We start from the raw sequence: 22,497 nt of genomic DNA on the forward strand, positions 1-22,497 counted from the left end.
GCACATACCGGGCGCGCCGGGCCTCCTGCATGTCTCGAAGCTTCCCGTACTGCACGCCCTCGAACTCGTATGCCATCGTTGCAACCTCCGACTCTCGATGGTGTTGCAACGACCACTAGAATTCGCCGTGCGTAGGAGGGGTGGCCAGGGGGGGAAGATGACAAGTGGTGCAGGGCGTAGGACCTTGCTGAACGTGATCGCCAGCTGCATGCGCGGTGCTAGCATCGGTCGTAGATATACAGAAAGGCGCACTTATGAGCACGCTCGCTGACCAGATCCCGAACATCCCCCTCATCACCCTGCATGACGGCACAAAGATTCCGCAAATCGGGTTGGGTGTGCTGCGCATCGACGACGAAGGCGTGGTGCCGGTTGTCGAATCGGCGCTGGAAGTCGGCTACCGGCACATCGACGGCGCCGCCGGCTACAACAACGAGGAGGGCGTGGGGCGCGCGCTCGCCGCGACCGGCTACAACACGGGCGTGAGGCGCGCGTCGTTGTGGATGACCACCAAACTGCGCGATTCCGAGCAGGGCTACGATTCTGCGATGCGCGCGTTCGACCGCTCGCTCGAACTGCTGCAGCTCGATTACGTGGACATGTACATGATCCACTGGCCCACGCCGTTCGACTGGCACAGCGGCGAGACGTGGAAGGCGTTCCGCGCACTGCGCGAAGACGGCCGTGTGCGCACGCTCGGCGTCTGCAATTTCATGCCCGAGCATCTCGACCGGCTGTTCGACGAAACGGGGGAGTACCCGACCGTCAACCAGATCGAACTGCACCCCACATGGCAGCAGCGCGATGTGGTGGACTACTGCCGTGCGCACGGCATCGCGGTGGAGGCGTATTCGCCGATGGCGCGCGGCGCCGACCTGGCGAACGGCGTCGTCGAGCGCATCGCCGCTGTGCACGGTGTGACGCCCGCGCAGGTGATTTTGCGTTGGCACATCGAAAACGGCACGATCATCATCCCGAAGTCGGTGCACACTGCGCGCCAGCGTGAGAACCTCGACCTGTTCGGTTTTGCGCTGACGCCGGAAGAGCATGCGCAGATCGATGCGCTCGACGGCCCCACGCGCGCCGGTCATGACCCGATGACCTTCACGTATGCGTGAATCACAGTGATAAGCCCTGTGGCTACGGGTAGTGCCTCTCCCGCTACGGGTAGTGCAAAACACACCAAAATATATTGTTTTTCGATAAAGAACCACTACCCGTAGCGAGAGAAGCACTACCCCTAACGAAGAAGGTGTTGACCACGGATTCCGCGCCCAGCGATGCATATGGAGTGGCTGCGGAGCGCATATTACGTTGAATGGTGGGTGTTCATGCAGGCCGCTTCACCGAAGACCGGCCCGATGAATGCTTCCAGGCATAGAAGCCTTGTTCTCTCCCCTCCACCATGACGCACCGGCCGCCAATACGTCATGCATGTACCAGTGAAAGGCTGAAGATCATGCACGTTACCATCACTTCCCCGTTCTGGACCACACGGCGCGAGCAGATCGCCGATCGCGTGATTCCGTACCAGTGGGGCGTCATCAACGACGACATCGACGTCACCACGCCAGACGACCCCGCGGGAAACCAGCTCTCCGACAGCCAAAGCCATGCGGTGGCCAATCTCAAAGTGGCGGCCGGTGGCATCGACGACATCTTCCGCGGCATGGTGTTCCAGGACTCCGACGTCTACAAATGGCTCGAAGAGGCCGCTGTCGCCTACCACGCGGTCACCGGCAATTCGCGCGCGCTCGGCATAGCCACCAAGATGGCGGATTACCTGTGCAAGGCCTTTGGTCCCGACGAAGGCCAGATCCACAGTGCGGACGGCCATGCGGTGCGCGTGGGGTATCTGTGCACGGGCATGGCGCATGTGGCGCGCCTGACCGGCGACGCCGACCTGTTCGCCGCGGTCAGGAAGATCTGGACGAACATCGTCACCAAACGCATGTACATCACTGGTGCGATCGGATCCACGCACGTGGGCGAGTCGTTCACCTATGACTACGACCTGCCGAACACCACGATGTACGGCGAGACGTGCGCGTCGGTCTCCATGTGCATGTTCGCGCGGCAGATGCTGGAATCCGAGTCCGTGGGCGAATACGCCGACGTGCTGGAGAAGGAACTGTACAACGGCGCGCTCGCCGGCATCTCGCTCGACGGCACGCAGTATTTCTACGTGAACGCGCTGGAAGTGGACCCGGCCGCCACCGACAACCCCGACCGTCACCATGTGCTCGCCCACCGCGTCGATTGGTTCGGCTGCGCATGCTGCCCGGCGAACATCGCGCGGCTCATCGCGTCGGTGGACCAGTACGTGTACACCGAGAAAGACGGGGGCCGCACGGTGCTTGCACACCAGTTCATCTCGAACGACGCCCAGTTCGACTCGGGCCTGCGCGTGCACGAGGAGTCGGGATTCCCGTGGAACGGGCAGGTGCGGTTGGAAGCCGCGCTGCCCGAAGACGCCGAACTGGAGTCGGTGAATCTGCTCGTGCGCGTGCCGGAGTGGTCGACGCGGCAGTGGAGTGCGCGCATCGACGGCGAGCAGTGTGATGTGGCTGTTGTGGACGGCTTCTTCGCTGTCGCCGTTGCGCGTGGGCAACACCGCACCATTGAGCTTGACTTCGATGACTCGGTGCACGTGATGCGCGCGAACTCGCACGTGAGCGCCGACGCGGGGCGCGTGGCGCTCACCGCGGGGCCAATCGTGTTCTGCGCCGAGCAGGCCGACAACCCGGGTGACCTGTGGAATTACCGCCTGCGCGTGGATGACGCGCTGCAGCGCGCGCAGATGCGGTTCGACGGCGATCTGCTCGGTGGCGTCAACACCGTGCGCGTGCCGGCGGAGCATGAGGATGAGGATACCACGCATGCGCCGCTGTATGAACAGGTGATGGGCGAGCGCAAGGGCACGCCCACCGAGCTCATGCTCGTGCCGTACTATGCGTGGGCGAACCGCGAAGTGGGGCAGATGAGCGTCTTCCAGCGGGTCTGACCGACGTGCAGGTGTGTAGGGCCGGTGCAGCTGATGTGCGCCGGCCCTGTTTTCATATGCGCTTGCGCGTCATTCCGGCAGATCGCCCGCATACGTGAATGTGAGTGGGCGGCGCTTGGTGAACTCGATCAGGCCGGCGTGCTCGAGCTCTTCCACGGTTTTGCGCGCGCTCTGTTTGGACAGCTGCAGGTGCTGTGCTGTATCGTCGAGCGTCATGCCGCCCCGGGCGCCAAAGGCAGTCTCCTGCATGAGTGCGAACAGCGTCTCCTGCGCATGCTCGGACAGCCGGTGTTCGCGCCCGAGGTCGTTGCACTGCGCGTTGAGCCTGCCCAAACGGTTCAACTGCTGCGTCAACTGTTCGATGAGCGCGGTCTGCGCCTGCGCCACGCAATCGAGCAGCGTCTGCACGAAGAACGTGAGCTCGCCATGGTTGAGTGGGTTCTCCACGCTGCTGAACGCCTTGTAATACCGCTGCCGGTTGTCGGCGATCGTACGTGAAAGCGAAAGCACGGAGGGCAGTGTGAGCGTGGGCTGCAGATTCAGCGCGAGCAGATACCGGCCCATACGGCCGTTGCCATCGTAGAACGGATGCGTGTATTCGAACAGGAAATGCGCGGCGGGGGCCGCCAACAGCGCGGGGATCTGCTCGGACCTCATCAAGGCGAGCATTTGGGTGAGCAGCTCATTGATGCGGGCCTCGGTGTGTGCGCCGGTGTGCACGACGCGCTCGCCGGCACCAATGATCTCCACGTCGCCATTGCGGAACAGTTCGCCGTCGGGGCGGTCGTCGTCGGCGATCTCGTCGCCCACCACGTCGTCGTAGATCGTGCGCAAATCGTCAAGCGTCTGCGGCAGTTGTGTATGCTCGTCGGTCAGGCCAAGATAGAGGCGGGCGAACTCCGCGAAGCGCACCGTGCGGTAGGGGTCGCGTGGTGAATTCGGCGTGGTCTGCGAGGCTTCGTGCTGCGCTGTCTCGACGGCGTCCTGCACCTCTTTGCGCGTGCTGCGCACACCTTCGATGTCGTTGGTGGAGAGGATCTCCTCGCTGATCGCATGCATGATGTAGCTGTGCTTCATGATACGCGGGATGCCGTTCCACAGCACTGAGATCGAGCTTTCGTGCGCAAGCACGTCGTTGAGTTGGCGCGTGAGTTCACGTGGCATGCCGATGAACAATTCGCCCAGCTTCGTGGTGATCCCTGTGCGGAATGTGGAGTCCGCGGTCAGGCGGGCATGGGCGAGCTCCTCGAGATGTGCGGGTGCGGCCGTGGAAGCGTCCATGTGGAACAACGTGGCGAGTGGTCTGTATTCATCTGCCATCAGGTGCCCCTTATTGATACTCCATAGTGTTTTCGTGCGGTATAGGGAGCATTCTAGCGCGTTTCATGCGTTCTTATTGATAGTTTCTATAAATTAGAACAAGCGGTTCGCTGTGAAACTTGGCTTTCGGAGGCTTTTATTTATAGTTTGTATCAATAAGGATGTGTGGAGTAGCGGCAAACGTGGTGTGTAGCAGCTCTTTTCTATACAAGCTGCCATTAGGGGATTCGCTGTTTTTGTCACTCTTTTCGACGTTTTGGTCACTTTTTTGCTTGTTTGATGACCATAACGGCGAAAACAGTGACAAAAACAACGAAAACAATGACGGAAACAGCGAATTCGCTGGGCGGGGGAGCGATGGGGATGTTGGAGTGTTGGGGGCATAAGGGGCTACGCCAAAAAGGGGTGTGGGCCAATCCTTTCGAATCGGCCCACACCCCGCTGGTGAGGCTGCCGCTACCGCGAACAATGGTCGCAGCAGCGGCAGCCTCACTTTTTGCATCGCTTATCATCAGCCAGTGTTCTGCAGGCCGGCGGCGACACCCGAAACGGTGCACAGGATCAGATAGATGAATCCTGCCTGCTGGCTCTGCGAGAGCTCTTCCTTGTCGACCTTCTTACGCAGCGAACGCAGCGCGAGCACCTGCGTGACGGACAGCGCATCCACGTACGGCGAGCGGATGCGGATGGCCTGGCCGAGCACATGGCGGTGCTGGAGCGGCCATTCGTCGCCGACGATGCGGAGCACCCAGCTGCGGGTGAGCTCCATCTCGTGGAGGACCTTGTCGCGCAGGTCGTCGCGATCGCCGAGTGCCAGGTACATCTTCGCGATGCGCTCGTCGGTCTTGGCGAGCGACATCTCGATGTTGTCGATGAACGTGGAGAACAGCGGCCACTCCTGATAGGCCTGACGCAGCGTGTCCAGATCGCCGAACGCCTCGCATGCCGAGCCCAGTCCGTACCATGCGGCCAGGTTGATGCGCGCCTGGGCCCACGAGAAGATCCATGGGATTGTGCGCAGGTCGTCGAGCGACTTCGCGCCCAAGCCGCGCTTGGCGGGGCGGGAACCGATCGGCAGCAGGCCGACCTCGGTCAGCGGCGTCACGGTGGAGAACCACGGCGCGAAGTCCGGCGTATTGAGCAGATCAAGATATGTTTCATGTGAAACTTCGTTGAGCTTGCCCGCCATCGGCGCGAACTTCTCGGTCATCTCGGTGTTCGTCTTCTCTACGCTCGGCGCGGACTGCAGCAGCGTGGCCGCGGCCACGGACTCGACGTGGCGAATCGCCAGCACCGGGTTGCCGTACCGCGCGAAGATGACTTCGCCCTGCTCGGTGAGCTTGAAACGGCACTTGACCGAATCCTTCGGCTGTGCAAGCACGGCGCGGTTCGCCGGGCCGCCGCCGCGGCCGACAGCGCCGCCGCGGCCGTGGAACAGCGTCAGGTCGATGTCGTTCTCGTCCGCCCACTTCGCGATGCGCTCCTGCGCGGAGTGCAGGGCGAGCGTCGCGGTCGTGGGGCCGGCGTCCTTCGACGAATCAGAGTAGCCGAGCATGACTTCGAGCTTGCGGCCGGTCTGCTTGAGACGCGCCTGCACCTCGGGGATCTTGATCATTTCGTCGAGCACGTTCACCGAGTTCTCAAGGTCTTCGAGCTGCTCGAACAGCGGGATGACGTCGATGACCGGCGCGTCCTCGGGGTTCGCGAACGAGAGGCGGTTGAGCTCGTAGACGTCGCGCACGTTCTTCGCGGTCTTCGTGAACGAGATGATGTAGCGGCGCGCGGCCTTGACGCCGTTGCGGCGCTGGATCGCACCGAGCGCGCGGAACGTGTCGAGCACCTCGTGCGTCATCGGCTGGAGCGGACCGCGTTCGCCGTGCAGGCCGTGCTCACGGATGTCGTCGAGCGCGCGGGCGTGCACGACCGAGTGCTGACGGAACTCCATCTCGACCATGTGGAAGCCGAAGGTCTCGGTCTGCCAGATGAGGTCCTGCAGTGGGCCGTAAGCGGCGCGCTTCGCACCGGCCTCGGCGAGTGAGCGCTGCACCACGCGCAGGTCGGCGAGGAAATCGTCGCACATGTGGTACATGAGGTCGTGGTCGCGCTTGATTGTGTAGTGCAGACGGTCGGCCATGACGAGCAGCACCGCGCGGTGCAGCTCCTTGGTCGAGATGAGCGACGCCTTGCTCGTCAGACGCTCGCTGATCTCCTTCTGCTGGTTCCACAGCGCGCGCAGCTCGTCGCTCGGCGGGGTGGTCTCGGCCTCCATCGTCATGTTGCGGCCGACGGTGCGCGTGGCCTCCTCGAGCGCGGCGAGCACGTGGTCGCTGAACTTGCGGGCCACCTGACGGCTGACTTTTGCGGTGACGTTCGGATTGCCGTCGCGGTCGGAGCCGATCCAGCTGCCCGGGTGGAAGAACGCGGGGCACACCGGCTCCACGAGGCCGGCCTCGTCGCCGAGGACCCAGTCGTCGAAACGGCGGTAGACCTGCGGGATCGTGCGGAAGAGCGTGTTGTCGAAGATGTCGAGGATCGTGTCCGCCTCTTCGACCGGCGTCGGCTTCTTGAGCGCGATCGGGGAGGTGCGGAACAGCGCGTCGATCTCGTTGTACAGGCGGCGCAGATTCTCTTTCTTGTCGGACCCGCCGAGGTACTTGTGCGCGCTCAGCAGCTCCGCGATGCGGCGGATCTTGCCCTCCACGGCCTTGCGGCGTGCCTCGGTGGGGTGCGCGGTGAAGACGGGGTGGAACTCCAGGCGGCCGAGCAGCTCCTTGGCCTGGGCCGGTCCCATCTCGGCGATCAGCTGGTGGTAGGCCTTCGTCATCTCGTTGACGGGGTCGATCGCCTGCTTGTCGTCCACCTTGGCCTCGCGGTCATGCAGCACGGAGACGCGGTAGTTCTCCTCGCACAGGTTCGCCAGATGGAAATATGTGGCGAACGCGCGGGCGAGCAGCTGCGCGTCGTGCAGATTCATCGCGTCGATGGTCTTGACGGCCATCTCCAGATCGTCGCGCTCGGGGTGGGTGTCGGTGAGCACGCCGGAGAAGCGCTCCGCGCTCGCGTCCACCGCATACTGACGCACGGTGTCGAACGTGTTCAGCAGGGATTCGTCGTATTCGGCGAGCACGCCGCGCAGGATCTCAAGACACAAATCCATGTCGCTGCTCAGCGAATCGGGAAGTTTACGCTCCTCAGGGGCTTTCGTGCCCAGGCCGGACGTGACCACGCCGGTGTCCGCAGGAGTGATTTGTTGCTCTTGATCAGTCATTCAGACCTCCTTCTCCAAACATCGGGTTGCTCGGTCAGTCGGTCCTCTGCGGCTCCTCCGCAGTTGTGTTGGCCGGCCGTTGCGAGCCCACAGCCCTAGTTCAGTTCAGTTGCACGCACATTGTATGCGCGGGGAATCGACAGTTGTGTTACACCGGCACATTTTGGGCCATGATGTGAGATTGGCCCCGCGCACTTTTTGGGCGCCCCTCAACAAAGTGCGCGCTGCAGCGCGCACAATCTGCAAGGTGAGCGTGAACATGCTTTCACTTTTTGAATGTGCCGAAAAAAGTGGGGAGGCCACCACTGCAACTACATTGGGAATCATGCAGGAAGAAGTGAAAAGCGGCGCCACCGCCGTAGGAAAATACCATTCCCACTCCATTCCGCTCGACATGGAAGACATCGAGCGCGACTGGGACAAACCGATCGCGGACGCGGGGATCGCCGCCAAGGCGAGTGTGATCGTGCGCGTGGGCATGCTCGACCTGGGGGCGGGCACCGGCAGCTTCCGCGTGCGCGAGATGATGCACCGCATCGCCTACCCGCTTGGCGTGCATGTGCGCGCGGATGTCAATCTTACTGATATTCAGGCCACGTGTACTGATGGCAAAGACCGCATCACCGAAGTCGTCAATCTGCCGTCGACCGGCGTGAACACCGAGCGCATTTGGTTGCTCGAGCACTTCGCCGACTGGTTCAGCGTGAATCTGGGCACCGGTTCGATGTACCACCGCGAGACGAAAGTCTCCGCGGGACTTATGCAGCATCTCGATATGCGTGACGCGTCGCAGGTGTCTGCGGACATGGCGAAACGGCTGCGGGAGGAACGGCACCATGCGCGTGTCGCGGAACGCGCCGCCGCCTCCGACGCCGCCGTCGAGGATTACGAGGCCGCGCTCGCATCCCACGGCCCGGCCAGCGGGGGCGGTGAGGTCAATGAGACCGTCATAGACGCGCTCGTCAAGGCGGACGGGCGTGGCGACGCCGCGAGCGAACAGGCCGAACAGCTCGATCTGCCGCGCGGCCGCAGGCAAGTGGTGGACGACAAGCTCGCGCAGCCGGAGCATGAGATCACCGTGCGCGACGTGCACAAGCGACTTGACATGATTGAGCGGCGCAAACCGCTGTATTCGCCGGCGCTTTCTGGTCTCGCGTCGGCGTGCGCGTGTGCGTCCTTCGTGTTTTTGCTTGGCGGCGCGCCGTACGACATGATTGGCGCATTCGTTGGCGCCGGACTCGGCCAGTGGCTGCGGCGACGACTGTTCGCACATCATCTCAACCAGTTCTTCGTGACCTTTGTGTGTGTGGCTGTGGCTGCATTCGCATGCGTGGGCACATTGCGCCTCATTGGCCTGTTCAACCCGCTCGCACTGCAGCACGACACGGCGTACATTGGCGCAATGCTATTCGTCATTCCAGGTTTTCCGCTCATCACGGGCGGTCTCGATATGGCGAAGATCGATTTCCCCTCGGGCGTGCAACGGGTGATGTATGTGTTGTGCATCATCCTGATGGCCACGCTCGCGGGGTGGATGATTGCCTCCCTTGTGCATCTCAACCCGCAGGGGTTTGAATCCCCGGACCTCGATCCGTGGGTGAATGGCGCTTTGCGCGCATTGTTTGCGTTCGTTGGCGTCTGGGGCTTCTCGATGATGTTCAACTCGCCGCAGCGCATGTGCCTTGTGGCAGCCACAATCGGTATGATTACCGACACCTTGCGGCTTGAACTCGTGGATTATGGCCTCGCCCCGGAGGCCGGCGCGTTCATCGGCGCCATGCTCGCCGGACTGCTGGCGTCCGCGTGGCGTTCCGCGGTGAGGCACGGCATGCTGCCGCCGCACTTGGGCTACCCACGCATCTGCCTGACCGTGCCGTCGATCGTGATCATGGTGCCCGGCATGTATATGTACCAGGCGATGTTCCACTTGGGGCAGTTCGAGACCTTGCTCGCGCTCGACTGGGCGTTCCGTGCGTTCATGGTGATCATCTGCCTGCCGATCGGATTGGCGATGGCGCGTGTGATCACCGACAAATCATGGCGGTATGACGTGTAGTCGACCGTGCTTGGCGAATCGCTTCGTCGCGGATTGCACCAAGGATGTTCGCAAAACAGTGGCCTGGTGAATCGCGTTCGTGCAATCTGCACCAACGCGATTCACCAGGCCACTGTTTTATACTCCTATGACTCGTGATCAGCGGTCGTAGCGCATGCCCATCGCCTCGCGCACCTGGTCGAGCGTCTCGTTCGCGATCGCGTTGGCGCGGCGGTTGCCATCGTGCAGGATGTCGCGGATCGTGTCCATGTCTTTCGCCAGTTCCTCGCGGCGCTCGCGGTGCGGCGCGAGGAACTCGTTCACGGCCTCGGTCACATACGCCTTGAGCGCGCCGCCACCGCCGTTGCCGATCTCCTCGGCGATCTCGGCGGGGTCGCGGCCCGTCACCAGGCCGGCGGTGGTGAGCAGCGCGGCCACCTGCGGGCGGTTCTCGGGGTCGAAGGTGATGTTGCGGTCGGAGTCGGTGGGGCTCTTCTTGATGAGCTTGGCCGTCTCTTCGGCCGTGGCGCCGAGCATGATCGAGTTGCCGTACGACTTGCTCATCTTGCGGCCGTCGAGTCCCGGGATCTCCGGGGCGTCGGAGAGGATCGCGGCCGGCTCCGGGAAGACCGGGTTCTTCTTCGCGTAACGCTCGTTGAAACGGCGCGCGATCGTGCGCGTGATCTCGACGTGCGGCAGGTTGTCTTTGCCGATCGGCACCACGTTCGCCTTGCAGAACAGGATGTCGCACGCCTGGTGCACGGGGTAGGTGAGCAGCAGGCCGGTCAGTGCATGGCCCGACGACTCCATCTCGGATTTGACGGTGGGGTTGCGGTGCAGTTCGGCTTCGGTCACGAGCGAAAGGAACGGCAGCATGAGCTGGTTCTCGGCAGGGATCGCGGAATGCGTGAAGATCATCGTCTTCTCGGGGTCGATGCCCGCGGCCATGTAGTCGATGACGAGGTTGAGCACATTGTCGTCGATGTGCTCGGTGGTGTCGCGGTCGGTGATCACCTGGTAATCGGCGATGATGATGTTCGTGTTGACGCCGCGGTTCTGCATCGCCACACGCTCTTTGATCGAGCCGAAGAAGTGGCCCAGATGCAGGCGGCCGGTCGGGCGGTCGCCGGTGAGCATGGTGAACTTGCCCGGGTTCTCTTCGAGCTTCGCGAGCGTCTCATCCGAGCGTTTCTTCGCTGCGAGGAAACTCGCGCTCATCTCATTGCCTGCGGCGGTCAGTCGCGCCTCGTGTGCTTCAGCCATGCTCTTCAACGTCCTTACGCCAAGAAAAAACGGGAAATCGTAGTGGTCTCATCGTAGAAATCTGAGCAGACAACAACACAGGTCATAATAAGTGGTACTCTCTTATGTGATGAATCGATAGCAAACAGTTAATCCCAGGGGGTCAGATGGGCCGCGGACGTCAGAAAGCCAAGCAGCAGAAGATAGCTAGGAAGCTCAAATACCTGACCACTGACACGGATTATGACGAGCTTGCCAAGGAGTTGGGCGCGCACGAGCCCGGTACCGGTTCATATGACCCGTTCGCCGACGTCGAAGACGAATACACACAGCCCGAAGAGGCGCAACCGGCAGTCACCGAACCCGAAGACGACTTGGACGAGTACGCCAAATGGGCGGCCGAAGCCGCGGCGAAAGCCACCAGTGGCGAAATGCCGGTCACGCCGGCGCCCAAACCGCACAAGCCGATTCCGATGCCAGTGCCGGAAAGCCTCAAGCACACCAAGCACGAGTGAGTTCGGCCGCACGGCGCACACTGCATCGCGCTGTGCGGCCGGGCGGATTGCGCGGATTCCATATATTATGGAATCCGCGCATTTTCGTATGGGGTGCGCTCAGCCGAGCGGCAGCAGCGCGGAGAGGTCGTCGCGCTCGCCGACCGCGCTGATATGCCCCGCGGCGCGCTCCTCATCCCAGGTCGTGACGCCGCTCGCCACGCGCAGCCAGACGCTCGGGTCGAGTTCGATCACGTCGGGCGGGGTGAGGTTGTGCGGGTCGCTCGCCGGGCCGTCGAGGATTTTGATCGCGCCCCACGGCGCCACGCGCACCTCCACGCCGGGGCCGGGCGCCTTGAGCTCGAGCATGTGCAGCGAGTAGCGCACGGCGAGCGCCATCGTGGGGCGCGGCAGCTGCGGCGCGATCTGCGTGCGCGGGGCGGTGCCTTCGAGCGCGTGCGCGGCGGCGCACCAGTCGTCGAACGCCTGCATGCCCGCGGCGATGTCTGTTTTGCGAATGACTGCCATGGGGCCATTGTGCGCGCGGGCGTGGATTGCGCATGGCGCGCATGGTGGCGCGATGCATGGTCGCCTGTCCCGCAATGCGGACTGGTGCGCGCACAAGGCGGGTTTGCTACGGGCTTATGCTATGATTTTGAGTTTGAGAACGTATGCATATCGGGAGTGACCGTCTGGAATCCAGACAAAGACAAGAGCAGGCCTCATTCCAGTGTGCGTTCACGGAAAAATGACATGTTCAGAGGAGTCATAGATATGACCGAACTTACGGCACCGAAGTCCTCGGTAACCGCGGCGCAGTTCGCGGACGAGATCCGTAATGAGCTTAAGTACACGCAGGGCGTCACGCCTGAGCAGGCGAAGCCGGCGGATGTGTACGTTGCGGCGGCGACCGCCGTGCGCAAGCACCTGATGGATTCCTGGATGAAGACCCAGCAGGACATGATCAACGGCAACACCAAGGCCGTTGGCTACCTGTCCGCGGAGTTCCTGATGGGCAAGCAGCTGCGCAACGCGCTGCTGAACTCGGGCCTGACCGAGCAGTTCGAAGCCGCGGTGAAGGAACTCGGTTTCGACCCGCAGCAGGTGACCGACGCCGAGTACGAGCCGGGTCTGGGCAATGGTGGCCTCGGCCGTCTGGCTGCGTGCTTCATCGATTCGCTCGCCTCGCTGGGCGTGCCGGCGTTCGGCTATGGCATCCAGTACCGCTACGGCATCTTCCGTCAGGAATTCGATGAGGAAGGCCGCCAGATCGAGCGTCCGGATTACTGGCTGACCAACGAAGACCCGTGGGGCCACATCGACTACGAGCGCGATCAGCGCGTCAACTTCGGCGGCGAGGTCGTCGAGGAAGACGGCAAGCGCGTGTGGAAGCCGAGCTGGTCCGTCCGCGCCATCCCGGTCGACTACATGGTCCCGGGCTATGAGTCCGGCCGCGTCAACACGCTGCGCCTGTGGCAGGCCCGCAGCTACGACGAGTTCGATCTGCTCACCTTCAACAAGTCCGAGTACCTCGACGCGGTGAAGCCGCAGGTCAAGGCAGAGAACATCTCCAAGATCCTGTACCCGGAGGATTCCACCGAGGTCGGCAAGGAGCTGCGCCTCGAGCAGCAGTACTTCTTCGCTTCGGCTTCGATCCACGACGCGATCCGCGTGTTCTACCCGAACCAGGACAAGCCGGACCTGACCACGTTCCCGGACAAGATCTGCTTCCAGCTCAACGACACCCACCCGGTGATCGGCATTCCGGAGCTCATGCGCATCCTGCTCGACGAGTACGGCTACGATTGGGACACCGCGTGGAACATCACCACCAAGACCTTCAACTACACCTGCCACACGCTGCTGCCTGAGGCGCTCGAGGTCTGGCCGGTCGCCCTCATCTCCAAGCTGCTGCCGCGCCACATGGAGATCATCAACAAGATCAACGACCAGTTCATGCACGAACTCGAAGAGATGACCGACGACGAGGCCAAGGTCGAGCGCATGCGCATCGTGACCGACGGCGACACCCCGTCGGTGCGCATGGCGTACCTCGCTTCGTACGCCGGCGAGCACGTCAACGGCGTGGCCGAGCTGCACTCGCAGCTGCTCAAGGACGTGACGCTGCGCGACTTCTCGGACCTGTTCCCGAAGAAGTTCACCAACGTGACGAACGGTGTGACCCCCCGCCGCTTCATGAAGCTCGCGAACCCGGGCCTCTCCGACCTGATCACCGAGGGCCTGGGCACCGACAAGTGGCTCGAGGACCTCGAGCTGCTCAAGAACCTCGAGCCGCTCGCCCAGGACGACGAGTTCGTGAAGAAGTTCGCGCAGGTCAAGTACGACAACAAGATCAAGTTCGCTGACTTCGCCAAGCGCGAGTACGGCTTCGACATCGACTCGAGCACGATGTTCGACACGATGATCAAGCGTCTGCACGAGTACAAGCGCCAGGCCTTGAAGATCCTCGAGGTCATCGCCACCTACGCCGACATCAAGAGCGGCAAGGTCAAGATTGAAGACGTGACCCCGCGCACCGTGATCTTCGGCGCCAAGGCGGCCCCGGGTTACTACCTGGCCAAGATGACGATCCAGCTCATCAACAACGTGGCCAAGGTCATCAACAACGATCCGGACGTCATGGGCAAGCTCAAGGTCGTGTTCCCGTGGAACTACAACATCCGCGTGGCCCAGTACCTGATCCCGGCGACCGAGCTCGACGAGCAGATCTCGCAGGCCGGCAAGGAAGCCTCCGGCACCTCGAACATGAAGTTCGCCCTCAACGGCGCGCTCACCGTCGGCACGCTCGACGGCGCGAACGTCGAGATCCGCGAGCGCGTGGGCGCCGACAACTTCTTCCTCTTCGGCATGACCGTCGATGAGGTCGAGAAGATGTACGCCGACGGCTACGACCCGGCGAAGTACTACGAGGCCGACCCGCGCCTCAAGGCCGCCATCGACATGGTTGCCAAGGGCGCGTTCTCGGACGGCGACGAAGACACCTACGCCCCGCTCGTCTCCGACTGGCTGACCAAGGACTGGTTCATGACGCTCGCCGACTTCACGGCGTACCACGACATCCAGTCCGAGATCGAGACCCTCTACGGCGATCAGCTCGAGTGGAACCGCAAGGCGATCATCAACGTCGCCAACTCCGGTTACTTCAGCTCCGACCGCTCCATCGAGGACTACCTCGAGCGCGTGTGGATGACCGGCCCGCTCAAGTGAGCCGTGCGCATTAGCGCCTAGCAAGACGCCCCGGGTTGTGTGCCCGGGGCGTCTTTGTATTTGCGCGCGGATATACAAAAACAGGGCGCCCCGTGGGGGAGCGCCCTGCTCGTTGGTGCAGTGCGGCGGTTCGCTACTGGCGTGCGTCGAAGCGCGCGCCCTGCGGGTCGCTCTGCTTGGCGAAGAGCACGATTGCGGTCACTGCGCCGGCAAGCATGATGAGGACGCCGATCAGCATGCCGGCCATGCTGCCGCCGAAGCCGCCGCTGCTGCCGCTCAGGCCGGAAGTCACCGCGCCGATCGTCGAGAACGTCATCACCAGGGCGCCCAGAACCTCAATGCCGTAGGGGAGCGCGACCCAGCCGCCCGGCAGGTTCGCGTCGTGCACACGGCGCACGGCGAGCGCGATCTGCGGCACGAGTATGGCGAGGCCCCAGATCGCGCTCAGCACGTTGAAGAAGCTGGAGGCGCGGCTGAGCAGGTTGAACACGAAGGAGACAAGGAAGAGGAACAGCATGACCCACCAGAACTCGCCGCGCGAGGCACGGCCCGAGAACGTGGCGTACTTGGTGAAGAAGCGCTTGATGGCGTTCACGAAGTCGATGCCATACCACGGCATGTTGATCGGCGGTTCGGCCGCGGTGGAGCCGTAGGGTGCACCCACCGGCATGCCGGGCTGCGCCGGGGCATAGCCCGGGGTCGCCGCCGGCGGCATCTGGTCGTACGACGGCACGCCCGCGTACGGCAGGCCCGTGCTCGTCGTGTAGGAAGCGGCCGGAGCGGCGGGTGCCGGCGGCACATTCGCGACCGGCGCGCCATATGTCGGTGCGGCGGCGGATGCCGGCGGCACGGCTGGCGCCTCATACGTCGGGGTGCCATAGGTCGCTGTGGTCGGGTCGACAGGCGCCGGTGCGGGGTAGGTGGGCGCCGTGTACGCCGGTGCGGCGGGCGCAGGTGCATTGAACGCCGCCGCGTTCGGGTCCACCGGCGCGCTGTACGCGGGCGTGCCATAGGGCGTCGCGCTCGGGTCGGCCGGTGCCGGAGCCGGGGCGCCGAACGCGGGCGCGCCGTACGCCGGCGGCTGCTCGTACGGGTTCGGCGCAGGCGTGCTTGTCTCCGTGAACGTGACGGACTCACCGTAGAGAACCGGCGCGGGTTCGTTCGGCTGCGGAGCCTGCGGCGCGTTGCCCGCGGGATTCGCGGAGTCGTACACGGGGGTCGGCTCCTGGGGCGCCTGCGGGTCAGGCGTGGTAAACGGATCGGTCATGGTCGGTTCTCCTTGGCGTCAGTGTCATGCAGCATCGCTAACGTTTGCAAACCGCGATGATTGCAACACAATAACATAGTGGTTCTGAGTATAAGGCACACTGATTTACGCGGCAATTCAGTATCCGGAAACGGTTGCATTGCTGTGGTATGGGGGCCTTGGTGCTGCATATGCGGGCAATGCGAAAGGCCGCACCACAGTGGTGCGGCCTTTATGCCGGGGCGCCGGCGCTATACGCTGCCCCAATCAGTATCTGAACCGTCAGGCGACGTCTGCGGCAGGGGCGTCAGCCTTGTCCAGGTCGTCTTCCGCCTTATCTTTCGCGAGCGTCAGATCAACGGGGGAAGAGCTGTTCTCCCACGGTTCCTCCCACGGATCGTAATCTGGGTTCTGCTGCTTGTAGACGTAGACGCCCACGACCGCGGCGAGCAGGGCGCCGAAGAGCAGCGCGAAGAACTTCCAACCGTTTGAAGACTTATGATTCTCCATGACGGCTCCTTTCCATGTTGGCGTTGACCGGTGTCCCCAGCCAACTCTGCTCTCCATCATAAAGCCAAGGCCGCATCTGCGCGACCGCATTGTGCTGATGGCAAGTCGGGTTCGGCTGGCATGCACACCCGTCTTCCAGCTTACCCCATCCGCGCGTGGATTGTCCGGGCTGTGCGCGTTGGTAGGGTAGCGGGTATGGCACATCAACGTTTCAGTCTGTTCCCCGATTCCCCTCATATGCGGCAGGTGTTTTCCGCGCGCTCCATCCGCACCCGTTGGCGCAACAACGACCCCGTGGTGACTGCTGCGATCATGCTGGCGTGCACGGCGCTGTGGATCGTGGAGCTGCTGCTGAGTTTCCTGGCGCCGCAGCTGCTCAACGGACTGCTGCAGTTCGGCATGTTCCAGCCGGCTTCCGCGTTCCGCGAACCATGGACGTTCATCACGTCGATGTTTCTGCACGAACCGCGGTCGATATTCCATATCCTGTTCAACATGCTCACCTTATGGGCTGTCGGGCCGTTCCTCGAACGCCTGATGGGGCATTGGGCGTATCTGGTGCTGTACGCCGTCTCGGGCATCGGCGGCGGCATGGGCATGATGGTGTGGGCCGCATTGGGCAACGACCAGTTCAACTGGCTCACCTCGTCGTACGGTGCCTCGGGCGCGCTGTTCGGCCTGTTCGCCGCATGTCTGGTGGTGTACCGCAAGGCCGGGGCCGATCTGCGCTCCATGCTCATCTGGATGGGCATCAACTTCCTCATGCCGCTCATCATGCCCAACATCGCCTGGCAGGCGCATCTGGGCGGATTCGTCGTGGGCGGTCTGCTCACGCTGCTCACGATCGACGGCGTGCCCGCGCTCCGCCGCAAATCGACGCTTGTGCGCATCGGCATATATGGCGGTGTGTTCGTGGTGATCATGGCGGTGGTCTTCGCGTTCTGCAATGCGGGGAATCCAGTGTTGCAACCTACGGTCTGGACCGCCAATCTGGGGTGACTGACCCCACTCAAGAGAATTACACGCATGTAGTTATCCACAAATGTGGAAAACCGTGTGGATAAGTCGGGGATACCGTGAGGATTCAGGCAAAAGTTATCCACAGGGTAATCCACAAATGTTGATATCTCTATGGTTTCCCACTTGTGGACAATGTGGATAGAAGTTATCCACATTGCTGAGAATCGGCGGAATTCCAAGCATAATTAGGGATTCTCAATACGGCGAATCCCATATATAGTGGCAATTCGGCTATCCACATTTCGCGTTATGTCAGAATGTATGCAAGGTCTGTGCACATGATGTCCGTCTGGGTGGGGCAGATGGGCATCATGTTTTGGGTCGCACAACATGACATTCCTCGTAGTGCAGCAGACGTTCGTCATGCTGTGCCGCTGATTGCATGACTTCCGTCAAACTTCCCAGACGGTCGTCATGCTATGTGGTTCTCCGCATGACGTTCGTCTGAGGTTCCTGAGGTTTGTCATGATTTGGGCAATGCAGCATTACTTTCGTCTGGGAGTTTGTGAGGTTTGTCGTGATTTGGGGGATGCAACATGACGTTCGTCTGGGGATGGCGGTCTACAATGGCGCTATGCCGAACCATGCCTCCCGTGACGCCGCGCCGCGCGCCGCCGACATTCCGCAGATCCACATATCCGAGGCCACGCGCGCATTTATCGACGCGCATGCCGGCGAGGACCCGCGCGACCTCGCCCTGCACACCAAACGCGGCGATTCGGGGCTTGACCTGCCGTTCGCGCTCGACCAGATCGCCGGCCGGCGCATCGCACGCACCAAACTGCCCACGTGGGCGGCGTGCGACGACGTGATCTACCCCGCGCATGTGCCGATGGAGCAGTGTTCGTCGCAGTTCACCGCGCACACCAAGGCCCGGCTGGCATGCGAGCTCATCGCCGGACTGCCGCACCCCACGCGGCTTGTGGACCTGACGGGCGGCTTGGGCGTGGATTTCTGGGCGCTCGCGCAACGGTTCGACGAGGCGGTGTATGTGGAACGCCAGCCGCAGCTGTGCGCGCTCGCCGCACACAACCTGCACGCGCTCGGCGTGCGCAACGCGCGCGTGGAGCGCGCCGACGGCGTGGAGTTCCTGCGCGCCATGCCGCCCGCCAGCATGATCTATGTGGACCCCGCGCGCCGCGATGCACACGGCTCGCGCACCTATGCGATCGAGGACTGCGCGCCGGACGTGCTCGCCCTGCGCGGCGAACTGCTCGCCAAGGCGCCGGTGGTGATGGTCAAACTCTCGCCGATGCTCGACTGGCGCAAGACGGTCGAGGACTTCGACGGGGCGGTGCAGCGCGTGGCCGTGGTCTCCACGGGCAACGAGTGCAAGGAGTTGCTGCTCATGCTCACGCGCGCGCCGCATGGTGATGTGCGCGTGGATTGCATCAATGACGGCGACACGGTGACATTCACAACCGCCGAGGACCAACGGCCATCGATTGCGCCGGCCGGGTCAATCGAGCGGATGCGCTACCTGGTGGAGCCGAACGCGTCGATCATGAAGGCGGGTGCGTTCGCCGCACTACAACGGCAATGCCCCGGCCTTGCGCAGATCGGCCCGAACAGCCACCTGTTCGTGAGCGAACAGCCGGTGGGCGCGGTGCCCGGGCGCGCGTTCGAGATCGCGCGCCCGGGCGGCATGAACAAGCGCGAACTCAAAACGTTGCTGGAAGGCGTGACGCACGCGAACATCGCCGTGCGCAACTTCCCGCTCACCGTGCCGCAGCTGCGCAGGAAACTCAAGCTCAAAGACGGCGGCAATGACTATCTGTTCGCCACAACGGACGCGGGCGGGCGCCATGTGCTGATCCTCGCGCACAAAGCCCCGCCCGCGACCGCATGAATGACCATGGGGACGCTCAGCGCCAGCCCACGGTCATCAGGAACCCGACCAGGATGAAGCCGAACGCGATGGCGAGGTTCCAGAAGCCGATGCCCGGAATCGGGTAGGTGTTGTTGGTCAGGTAGAACACCACGGCCCAGATGAGGCCGATCACCATGAGCGTGCAGAACAGCGGCACATACCAGCTCGGGTTGGCCTTGGTGCCCTTGATGCTCTCCTCGACGCGCTTGGAGTTCTCCTTTTGGCGCTGCATCATGCGGCGCATCTGCGGGGTCAGCTCGGATTCGTCCACCGTGGAATCGAGCACGCTCTGGATCTTGCCGAGCGGAATCTCGTCGTCCTCCACATAGGTGGCGGCTTCGGCCAGCGTGGGGTGGTCGTCGTGCTCGCCCTTGCCCTTGTCGGCAGTGGTTGGCTCGGCTTCCTCAACCGTCACTGTCGCCTCAACCTCAGTCTGGCCATCCGTGGGTGTTTTGTGCAGCTCTTCGTCAGCCATTTGTCTTATCTCCTTTAATAGGCTACTGGTTATCATAGTGGTTGCACTCGAAACGCGAAGTCCACAACGGCCATTTGAGCAAAATCACCATATTTCGGAGGCGGCATGGCGAAGCGTACACCCAAGCACGGCACACGGAAAACACTGATCGGCAGTATTTCCGTGTTCCTGGTGATCATATTCGCGGGCTTTCTGCTCGTCACCAACATGCGCGTCAACCGCACGACCACGGTCTCGTCCGACGCCGCGGAACTCGTGGAGAACCGCGTGAAGCAGGCCGACAGGCTGCAGCAGGAGGTCAACGAGCTCAGTGCGCAGGTGGGCGCGTTGAGCGCGCAGGAGGACAGCCGCAAGTCAGCGGCGGGCGAGAACGCAGGCTCGAGCACGATGCTCCCGGCGGTGGAAGGCCCCGGGATCACCGTGACGCTCAACGATTCGTCGATGTGGCAAAGCGTGGCCGACACCGCAGGCTCAAGTGTGGACTGGGACAAATACGTGGTGCACCAGCAGGATGTGGAGGCCGTGGTCAACGCGCTGTGGGCCGGTGGAGCCGAATCGATGGAAGTGATGGGCCAGCGCCTGCTGCCCACGTCCGCGGTGATCTGCTCGGGCAATGTGCTGCTGCTGCAGGGCAAGAAGTATTCGCCGCCGTTCACGATCTCCGCGATCGGGCCGTCCGAACTGATGAAGCATGCGCTCGACAATTCGCAGGCCGTGCAGATCTACAAACAGTATGTGGACGCGTTCGGCCTGGGGTATGAGGTCAAGGACGAAGAGCGTCTGGAATTCGCGAGCACACCGCTGCTGCTGCAGCCGCTGCAGTACGCGCGCGTGGATGAATAGGCCCGCACACCAACAGGGAGATACACGAGGGGAATCATGAAACACAGCCAGCAATCCGCGCCCGCGCCGCGCCGCACACGCAGCGTCTCGCGGTCGATCGTCACGATCATCGCCGAGATCCTGCTCACCTTCGCCGCGATCTGCGGCCTGTACGTCGCATGGATGCAGTGGTGGACGGGCATGGAATCCGCGCATGTGCAGGAAGAGACGCGCCAACAGGTCGCCTGGGCGCAGCCCGACGCCGGCGGCACGCTCACGATCGCGCAGCCGCAGCAGGGCGAGCCGCCCGTGCAACCCGAATCCGCGCGCATCGGCGAGCTGATGGCGCGCGTGTACATTCCGCGCTTCGGCGACCAGTGGGAGCGCAACCTGGTGCAGGGCACGTCGCTTGTGGAACTCAACCAGCACGGGCTGGGACATTACGAGACCTCGCAGATGCCCGGGCAGGTGGGCAATTTCGCGATCGCCGGCCACCGCAACGGCTACGGCCAGCCGCTCGGCGACGTGGACCGGCTGCAGCCGGGCGACGCGATTGTGATCCGCTCGCAGGACTACTGGTACGTCTACCAATACACGAACTACACAATCGTGACCCCGGACGACGGTTCGGTGATCGGACCGAACCCCGAACACCCGGGCGAAGCGCCGACCAAGCGCATGATCACGATGACCACATGCGAGCCGAAATACACGACGCCCACGCACCGCTGGATCAGCTTCGGCGAACTCAAATACTGGGCCAAGGTGGCCGACGGCATTCCGCAGGAGCTCGCCAAGGAGGGCCCCAATGGCGCCGTGCAGTTCGTGAACAACGAGAAACAGTCGTTCTTCACATCGATCGGCTCGCTCGCGCCGTACGTGTGGGGCGCGCTCGCCGTCTACGCGCTCGTGTTCGCGGCGGCCGCCGTCGCATGGCGCTGGCCGGCGTTGCGCGCGATCCGCGAAGGCCGCAAGCCGCTGCCCGACGCCGACATCTACGGCTGGCTGCTGCGCCACCAGCCGGGCGCCGCGCCGGTGCGCTGGCTGCTCGTGCTGCTGCTCGTGTTCGCCGCGGTGTGCGCGCTGTTCCAGTGGGGATTCCCGTGGGCCGCCGGCAATATCGAGTTCCTCAAACAGATGTCGAACTACGTGACGATTTAGACGATTGAGATGATTGGACGGGGAAGGTCCTTATGATGAATCCTATGGAACACGCTATGGAGCACGCTACCGATGCCGTGGATGACGCCGCGCGCATCCTCGTGATAGACAATTACGATTCGTTTGTATACACGATTGTCGGGTATCTGAAGACCTTGGGCGCCGACGTGACCGTGGTGCGCAACGACGCCTTCGACGTGCAGGCGGACGGCGCGCTTGACGGCTATGACGGCGTGCTGATCTCGCCCGGCCCCGGCGCGCCCGCCGACTCCGGCGTGAGTGAAGACGTGATCCGGCTGTGCGCGCGCGAACGCAAGCCGATGTTCGGCGTGTGCCTGGGCATGCAGGCGCTCGCCGAGGTGTTCGGCTGCACGGTGAGCCACGCGCCGACGATCATGCACGGCAAGACGAGCCTTGTGGAGCATGCGGACGACGAGATCTTCGCAGGTGTGGCGAACCCGATGGTTGTCACACGCTACCATTCGCTCGCCGTGGAGCCGCAATCGGTGACGGGCGAGCTCGAAGTGACCGCGTGGACGGTGGACGACCACATCGTGCAGGCCATCCGCCACCGCGAACTGCCGATGTACGCCGTGCAGTTCCACCCCGAATCGGTGATGACGCAGGACGGCTACCGCGTGTTCGCCAACTGGCTCGCCGAGTGCGGCCAAGGGAGCGCGGTGGAGCGCAGCATCGGCCTGCAGCCCAAGATCGTGCGCTGATCCGCGGCCAACTTTCGCGCCACTATGATTGTGGGGCGTGTGCACACTGCACACGTCCCACAATCATAATGGCGGTGACC

18 protein-coding genes are annotated in these 22,497 nt (G+C 63.0%); 10 read left to right on the forward strand and 8 right to left on the reverse strand.

Annotation, left to right across the window (positions count from 1 at the left end; translation table 11 throughout):
- Positions 1–254 precede the first annotated feature (254 nt).
- Together PG2093B_RS00240 and PG2093B_RS00245 are read left to right on the forward strand one after the other, a co-directional pair.
- Positions 255–1,118 (forward strand): aldo/keto reductase, encoded by an 864-nt coding sequence (locus tag PG2093B_RS00240; protein WP_129896631.1) that lies wholly within the window; start codon positions 255–257, stop codon positions 1,116–1,118.
- 341 nt (positions 1,119–1,459) lie between these two features.
- Positions 1,460–3,004, forward strand: a complete 1,545-nt coding sequence (locus PG2093B_RS00245) for a glycoside hydrolase family 127 protein (RefSeq protein WP_129896632.1) — start codon at positions 1,460–1,462, stop codon at positions 3,002–3,004.
- Positions 3,005–3,073: 69 nt separating this feature from the next.
- Here PG2093B_RS00245 and PG2093B_RS00250 read toward each other — a convergent pair whose 3' ends face one another.
- From PG2093B_RS00250 to PG2093B_RS00260, 3 genes are all read right to left on the reverse strand, one after another.
- Positions 3,074–4,324: a Fic family protein gene (locus PG2093B_RS00250; RefSeq protein WP_129896633.1), complete on the reverse strand. Its 1,251-nt coding sequence runs from the start codon at positions 4,322–4,324 to the stop codon at positions 3,074–3,076.
- Between the two features lie 260 nt (positions 4,325–4,584).
- The gene (locus tag PG2093B_RS00255) at positions 4,585–4,836 is read right to left on the reverse strand and encodes a hypothetical protein (protein WP_129896634.1); all 252 of its coding nucleotides are present in this window, start codon (positions 4,834–4,836) and stop codon (positions 4,585–4,587) included.
- Positions 4,836–7,592, reverse strand: a complete 2,757-nt coding sequence (locus PG2093B_RS00260; RefSeq protein WP_129896635.1) for a phosphoenolpyruvate carboxylase — start codon at positions 7,590–7,592, stop codon at positions 4,836–4,838. The genes PG2093B_RS00255 and PG2093B_RS00260 overlap by 1 nt, the downstream gene beginning before the upstream one ends.
- 325 nt (positions 7,593–7,917) lie before the next feature.
- Here PG2093B_RS00260 and PG2093B_RS00265 point away from each other — a divergent pair, with 325 nt between their 5' ends.
- Positions 7,918–9,648, forward strand: a complete 1,731-nt coding sequence (locus tag PG2093B_RS00265; RefSeq protein WP_242502754.1) for a threonine/serine ThrE exporter family protein — start codon at positions 7,918–7,920, stop codon at positions 9,646–9,648.
- A 138-nt stretch (positions 9,649–9,786) separates the two neighbouring features.
- Here PG2093B_RS00265 and trpS read toward each other — a convergent pair whose 3' ends face one another.
- Positions 9,787–10,890: a tryptophan--tRNA ligase gene (trpS, locus tag PG2093B_RS00270; RefSeq protein WP_129896637.1), complete on the reverse strand. Its 1,104-nt coding sequence runs from the start codon at positions 10,888–10,890 to the stop codon at positions 9,787–9,789.
- 146 nt (positions 10,891–11,036) lie between these two features.
- Here trpS and PG2093B_RS00275 point away from each other — a divergent pair, with 146 nt between their 5' ends.
- Complete coding sequence (locus PG2093B_RS00275; protein WP_129896638.1) at positions 11,037–11,384, forward strand: DUF3073 domain-containing protein; 348 nt, start codon at positions 11,037–11,039, stop codon at positions 11,382–11,384.
- A gap of 99 nt (positions 11,385–11,483) precedes the next feature.
- On the opposite strand, the gene PG2093B_RS00280 is transcribed toward PG2093B_RS00275, so the two are convergent.
- The gene (locus tag PG2093B_RS00280; protein ID WP_129896639.1) at positions 11,484–11,891 is read right to left on the reverse strand and encodes a sterol carrier family protein; all 408 of its coding nucleotides are present in this window, start codon (positions 11,889–11,891) and stop codon (positions 11,484–11,486) included.
- Between the two features lie 246 nt (positions 11,892–12,137).
- Here PG2093B_RS00280 and PG2093B_RS00285 point away from each other — a divergent pair, with 246 nt between their 5' ends.
- Entirely contained in the window at positions 12,138–14,591 is a 2,454-nt protein-coding gene (locus PG2093B_RS00285) for a glycogen/starch/alpha-glucan phosphorylase (RefSeq protein ID WP_129896640.1), read from the forward strand.
- Positions 14,592–14,724: 133 nt separating this feature from the next.
- Here the strand turns inward: PG2093B_RS00285 and PG2093B_RS09090 are convergent, their stop codons facing one another.
- Together PG2093B_RS09090 and PG2093B_RS00295 are read right to left on the reverse strand one after the other, a co-directional pair.
- Entirely contained in the window at positions 14,725–15,858 is a 1,134-nt protein-coding gene (locus PG2093B_RS09090) for a DUF805 domain-containing protein (protein ID WP_129896641.1), read from the reverse strand.
- A 261-nt stretch (positions 15,859–16,119) separates the two neighbouring features.
- On the reverse strand, positions 16,120–16,347 hold the full coding sequence (locus PG2093B_RS00295) for a hypothetical protein (protein WP_129896642.1): 228 nt from the start codon (positions 16,345–16,347) through the stop codon (positions 16,120–16,122).
- A 195-nt stretch (positions 16,348–16,542) separates the two neighbouring features.
- Between PG2093B_RS00295 and PG2093B_RS00300 the strand changes: the two genes are divergently transcribed.
- Positions 16,543–17,346 (forward strand): rhomboid family intramembrane serine protease, encoded by an 804-nt coding sequence (locus tag PG2093B_RS00300; RefSeq protein WP_129896643.1) that lies wholly within the window; start codon positions 16,543–16,545, stop codon positions 17,344–17,346.
- Positions 17,347–17,995: 649 nt separating this feature from the next.
- On the forward strand, positions 17,996–19,216 hold the full coding sequence (locus PG2093B_RS00305; RefSeq protein ID WP_431520199.1) for a THUMP-like domain-containing protein: 1,221 nt from the start codon (positions 17,996–17,998) through the stop codon (positions 19,214–19,216).
- 16 nt (positions 19,217–19,232) lie between these two features.
- Here the strand turns inward: PG2093B_RS00305 and crgA are convergent, their stop codons facing one another.
- The gene (gene crgA / locus PG2093B_RS00310) at positions 19,233–19,712 is read right to left on the reverse strand and encodes a cell division protein CrgA (protein WP_129896645.1); all 480 of its coding nucleotides are present in this window, start codon (positions 19,710–19,712) and stop codon (positions 19,233–19,235) included.
- Between the two features lie 105 nt (positions 19,713–19,817).
- Between crgA and PG2093B_RS00315 the strand changes: the two genes are divergently transcribed.
- The 3 genes from PG2093B_RS00315 (at position 19,818) to PG2093B_RS00325 (ending at position 22,417) form a co-directional block, all read left to right on the forward strand.
- A complete protein-coding gene (locus PG2093B_RS00315; RefSeq protein WP_129896646.1) occupies positions 19,818–20,555 on the forward strand; it encodes a DUF881 domain-containing protein in 738 nt (245 codons plus the stop codon).
- A gap of 36 nt (positions 20,556–20,591) precedes the next feature.
- Entirely contained in the window at positions 20,592–21,695 is a 1,104-nt protein-coding gene (locus PG2093B_RS00320) for a class E sortase (RefSeq protein WP_129896647.1), read from the forward strand.
- A 77-nt stretch (positions 21,696–21,772) separates the two neighbouring features.
- On the forward strand, positions 21,773–22,417 hold the full coding sequence (locus PG2093B_RS00325; RefSeq protein WP_129896683.1) for an anthranilate synthase component II: 645 nt from the start codon (positions 21,773–21,775) through the stop codon (positions 22,415–22,417).
- Positions 22,418–22,497 lie beyond the last annotated feature (80 nt).

The organism is Bifidobacterium pseudolongum subsp. globosum (assembly GCF_004155535.1).
GTDB lineage: Bacteria > Actinomycetota > Actinomycetes > Actinomycetales > Bifidobacteriaceae > Bifidobacterium > Bifidobacterium pseudolongum_C.

Bases quoted from the DNA above. Each gene is read 5' to 3' on its own strand.
- PG2093B_RS00240 (WP_129896631.1), top strand. From the start codon at position 255: ATGAGCACGCTCGCTGACCAGATCCCGAACATCCCCCTCATCACCCTG.
- PG2093B_RS00245 (WP_129896632.1), top strand. From the start codon at position 1,460: ATGCACGTTACCATCACTTCCCCGTTCTGGACCACACGGCGCGAGCAG.
- PG2093B_RS00250 (WP_129896633.1), bottom strand. From the start codon at position 4,324: ATGGCAGATGAATACAGACCACTCGCCACGTTGTTCCACATGGACGCT.
- PG2093B_RS00255 (WP_129896634.1), bottom strand. From the start codon at position 4,836: ATGATAAGCGATGCAAAAAGTGAGGCTGCCGCTGCTGCGACCATTGTT.
- PG2093B_RS00260 (WP_129896635.1), bottom strand. From the start codon at position 7,592: ATGACTGATCAAGAGCAACAAATCACTCCTGCGGACACCGGCGTGGTC.
- PG2093B_RS00265 (WP_242502754.1), top strand. From the start codon at position 7,918: ATGCAGGAAGAAGTGAAAAGCGGCGCCACCGCCGTAGGAAAATACCAT.
- trpS (WP_129896637.1), bottom strand. From the start codon at position 10,890: ATGGCTGAAGCACACGAGGCGCGACTGACCGCCGCAGGCAATGAGATG.
- PG2093B_RS00275 (WP_129896638.1), top strand. From the start codon at position 11,037: ATGGGCCGCGGACGTCAGAAAGCCAAGCAGCAGAAGATAGCTAGGAAG.
- PG2093B_RS00280 (WP_129896639.1), bottom strand. From the start codon at position 11,891: ATGGCAGTCATTCGCAAAACAGACATCGCCGCGGGCATGCAGGCGTTC.
- PG2093B_RS00285 (WP_129896640.1), top strand. From the start codon at position 12,138: ATGACCGAACTTACGGCACCGAAGTCCTCGGTAACCGCGGCGCAGTTC.
- PG2093B_RS09090 (WP_129896641.1), bottom strand. From the start codon at position 15,858: ATGACCGATCCGTTTACCACGCCTGACCCGCAGGCGCCCCAGGAGCCG.
- PG2093B_RS00295 (WP_129896642.1), bottom strand. From the start codon at position 16,347: ATGGAGAATCATAAGTCTTCAAACGGTTGGAAGTTCTTCGCGCTGCTC.
- PG2093B_RS00300 (WP_129896643.1), top strand. From the start codon at position 16,543: ATGGCACATCAACGTTTCAGTCTGTTCCCCGATTCCCCTCATATGCGG.
- crgA (WP_129896645.1), bottom strand. From the start codon at position 19,712: ATGGCTGACGAAGAGCTGCACAAAACACCCACGGATGGCCAGACTGAG.
- PG2093B_RS00315 (WP_129896646.1), top strand. From the start codon at position 19,818: ATGGCGAAGCGTACACCCAAGCACGGCACACGGAAAACACTGATCGGC.
- PG2093B_RS00320 (WP_129896647.1), top strand. From the start codon at position 20,592: ATGAAACACAGCCAGCAATCCGCGCCCGCGCCGCGCCGCACACGCAGC.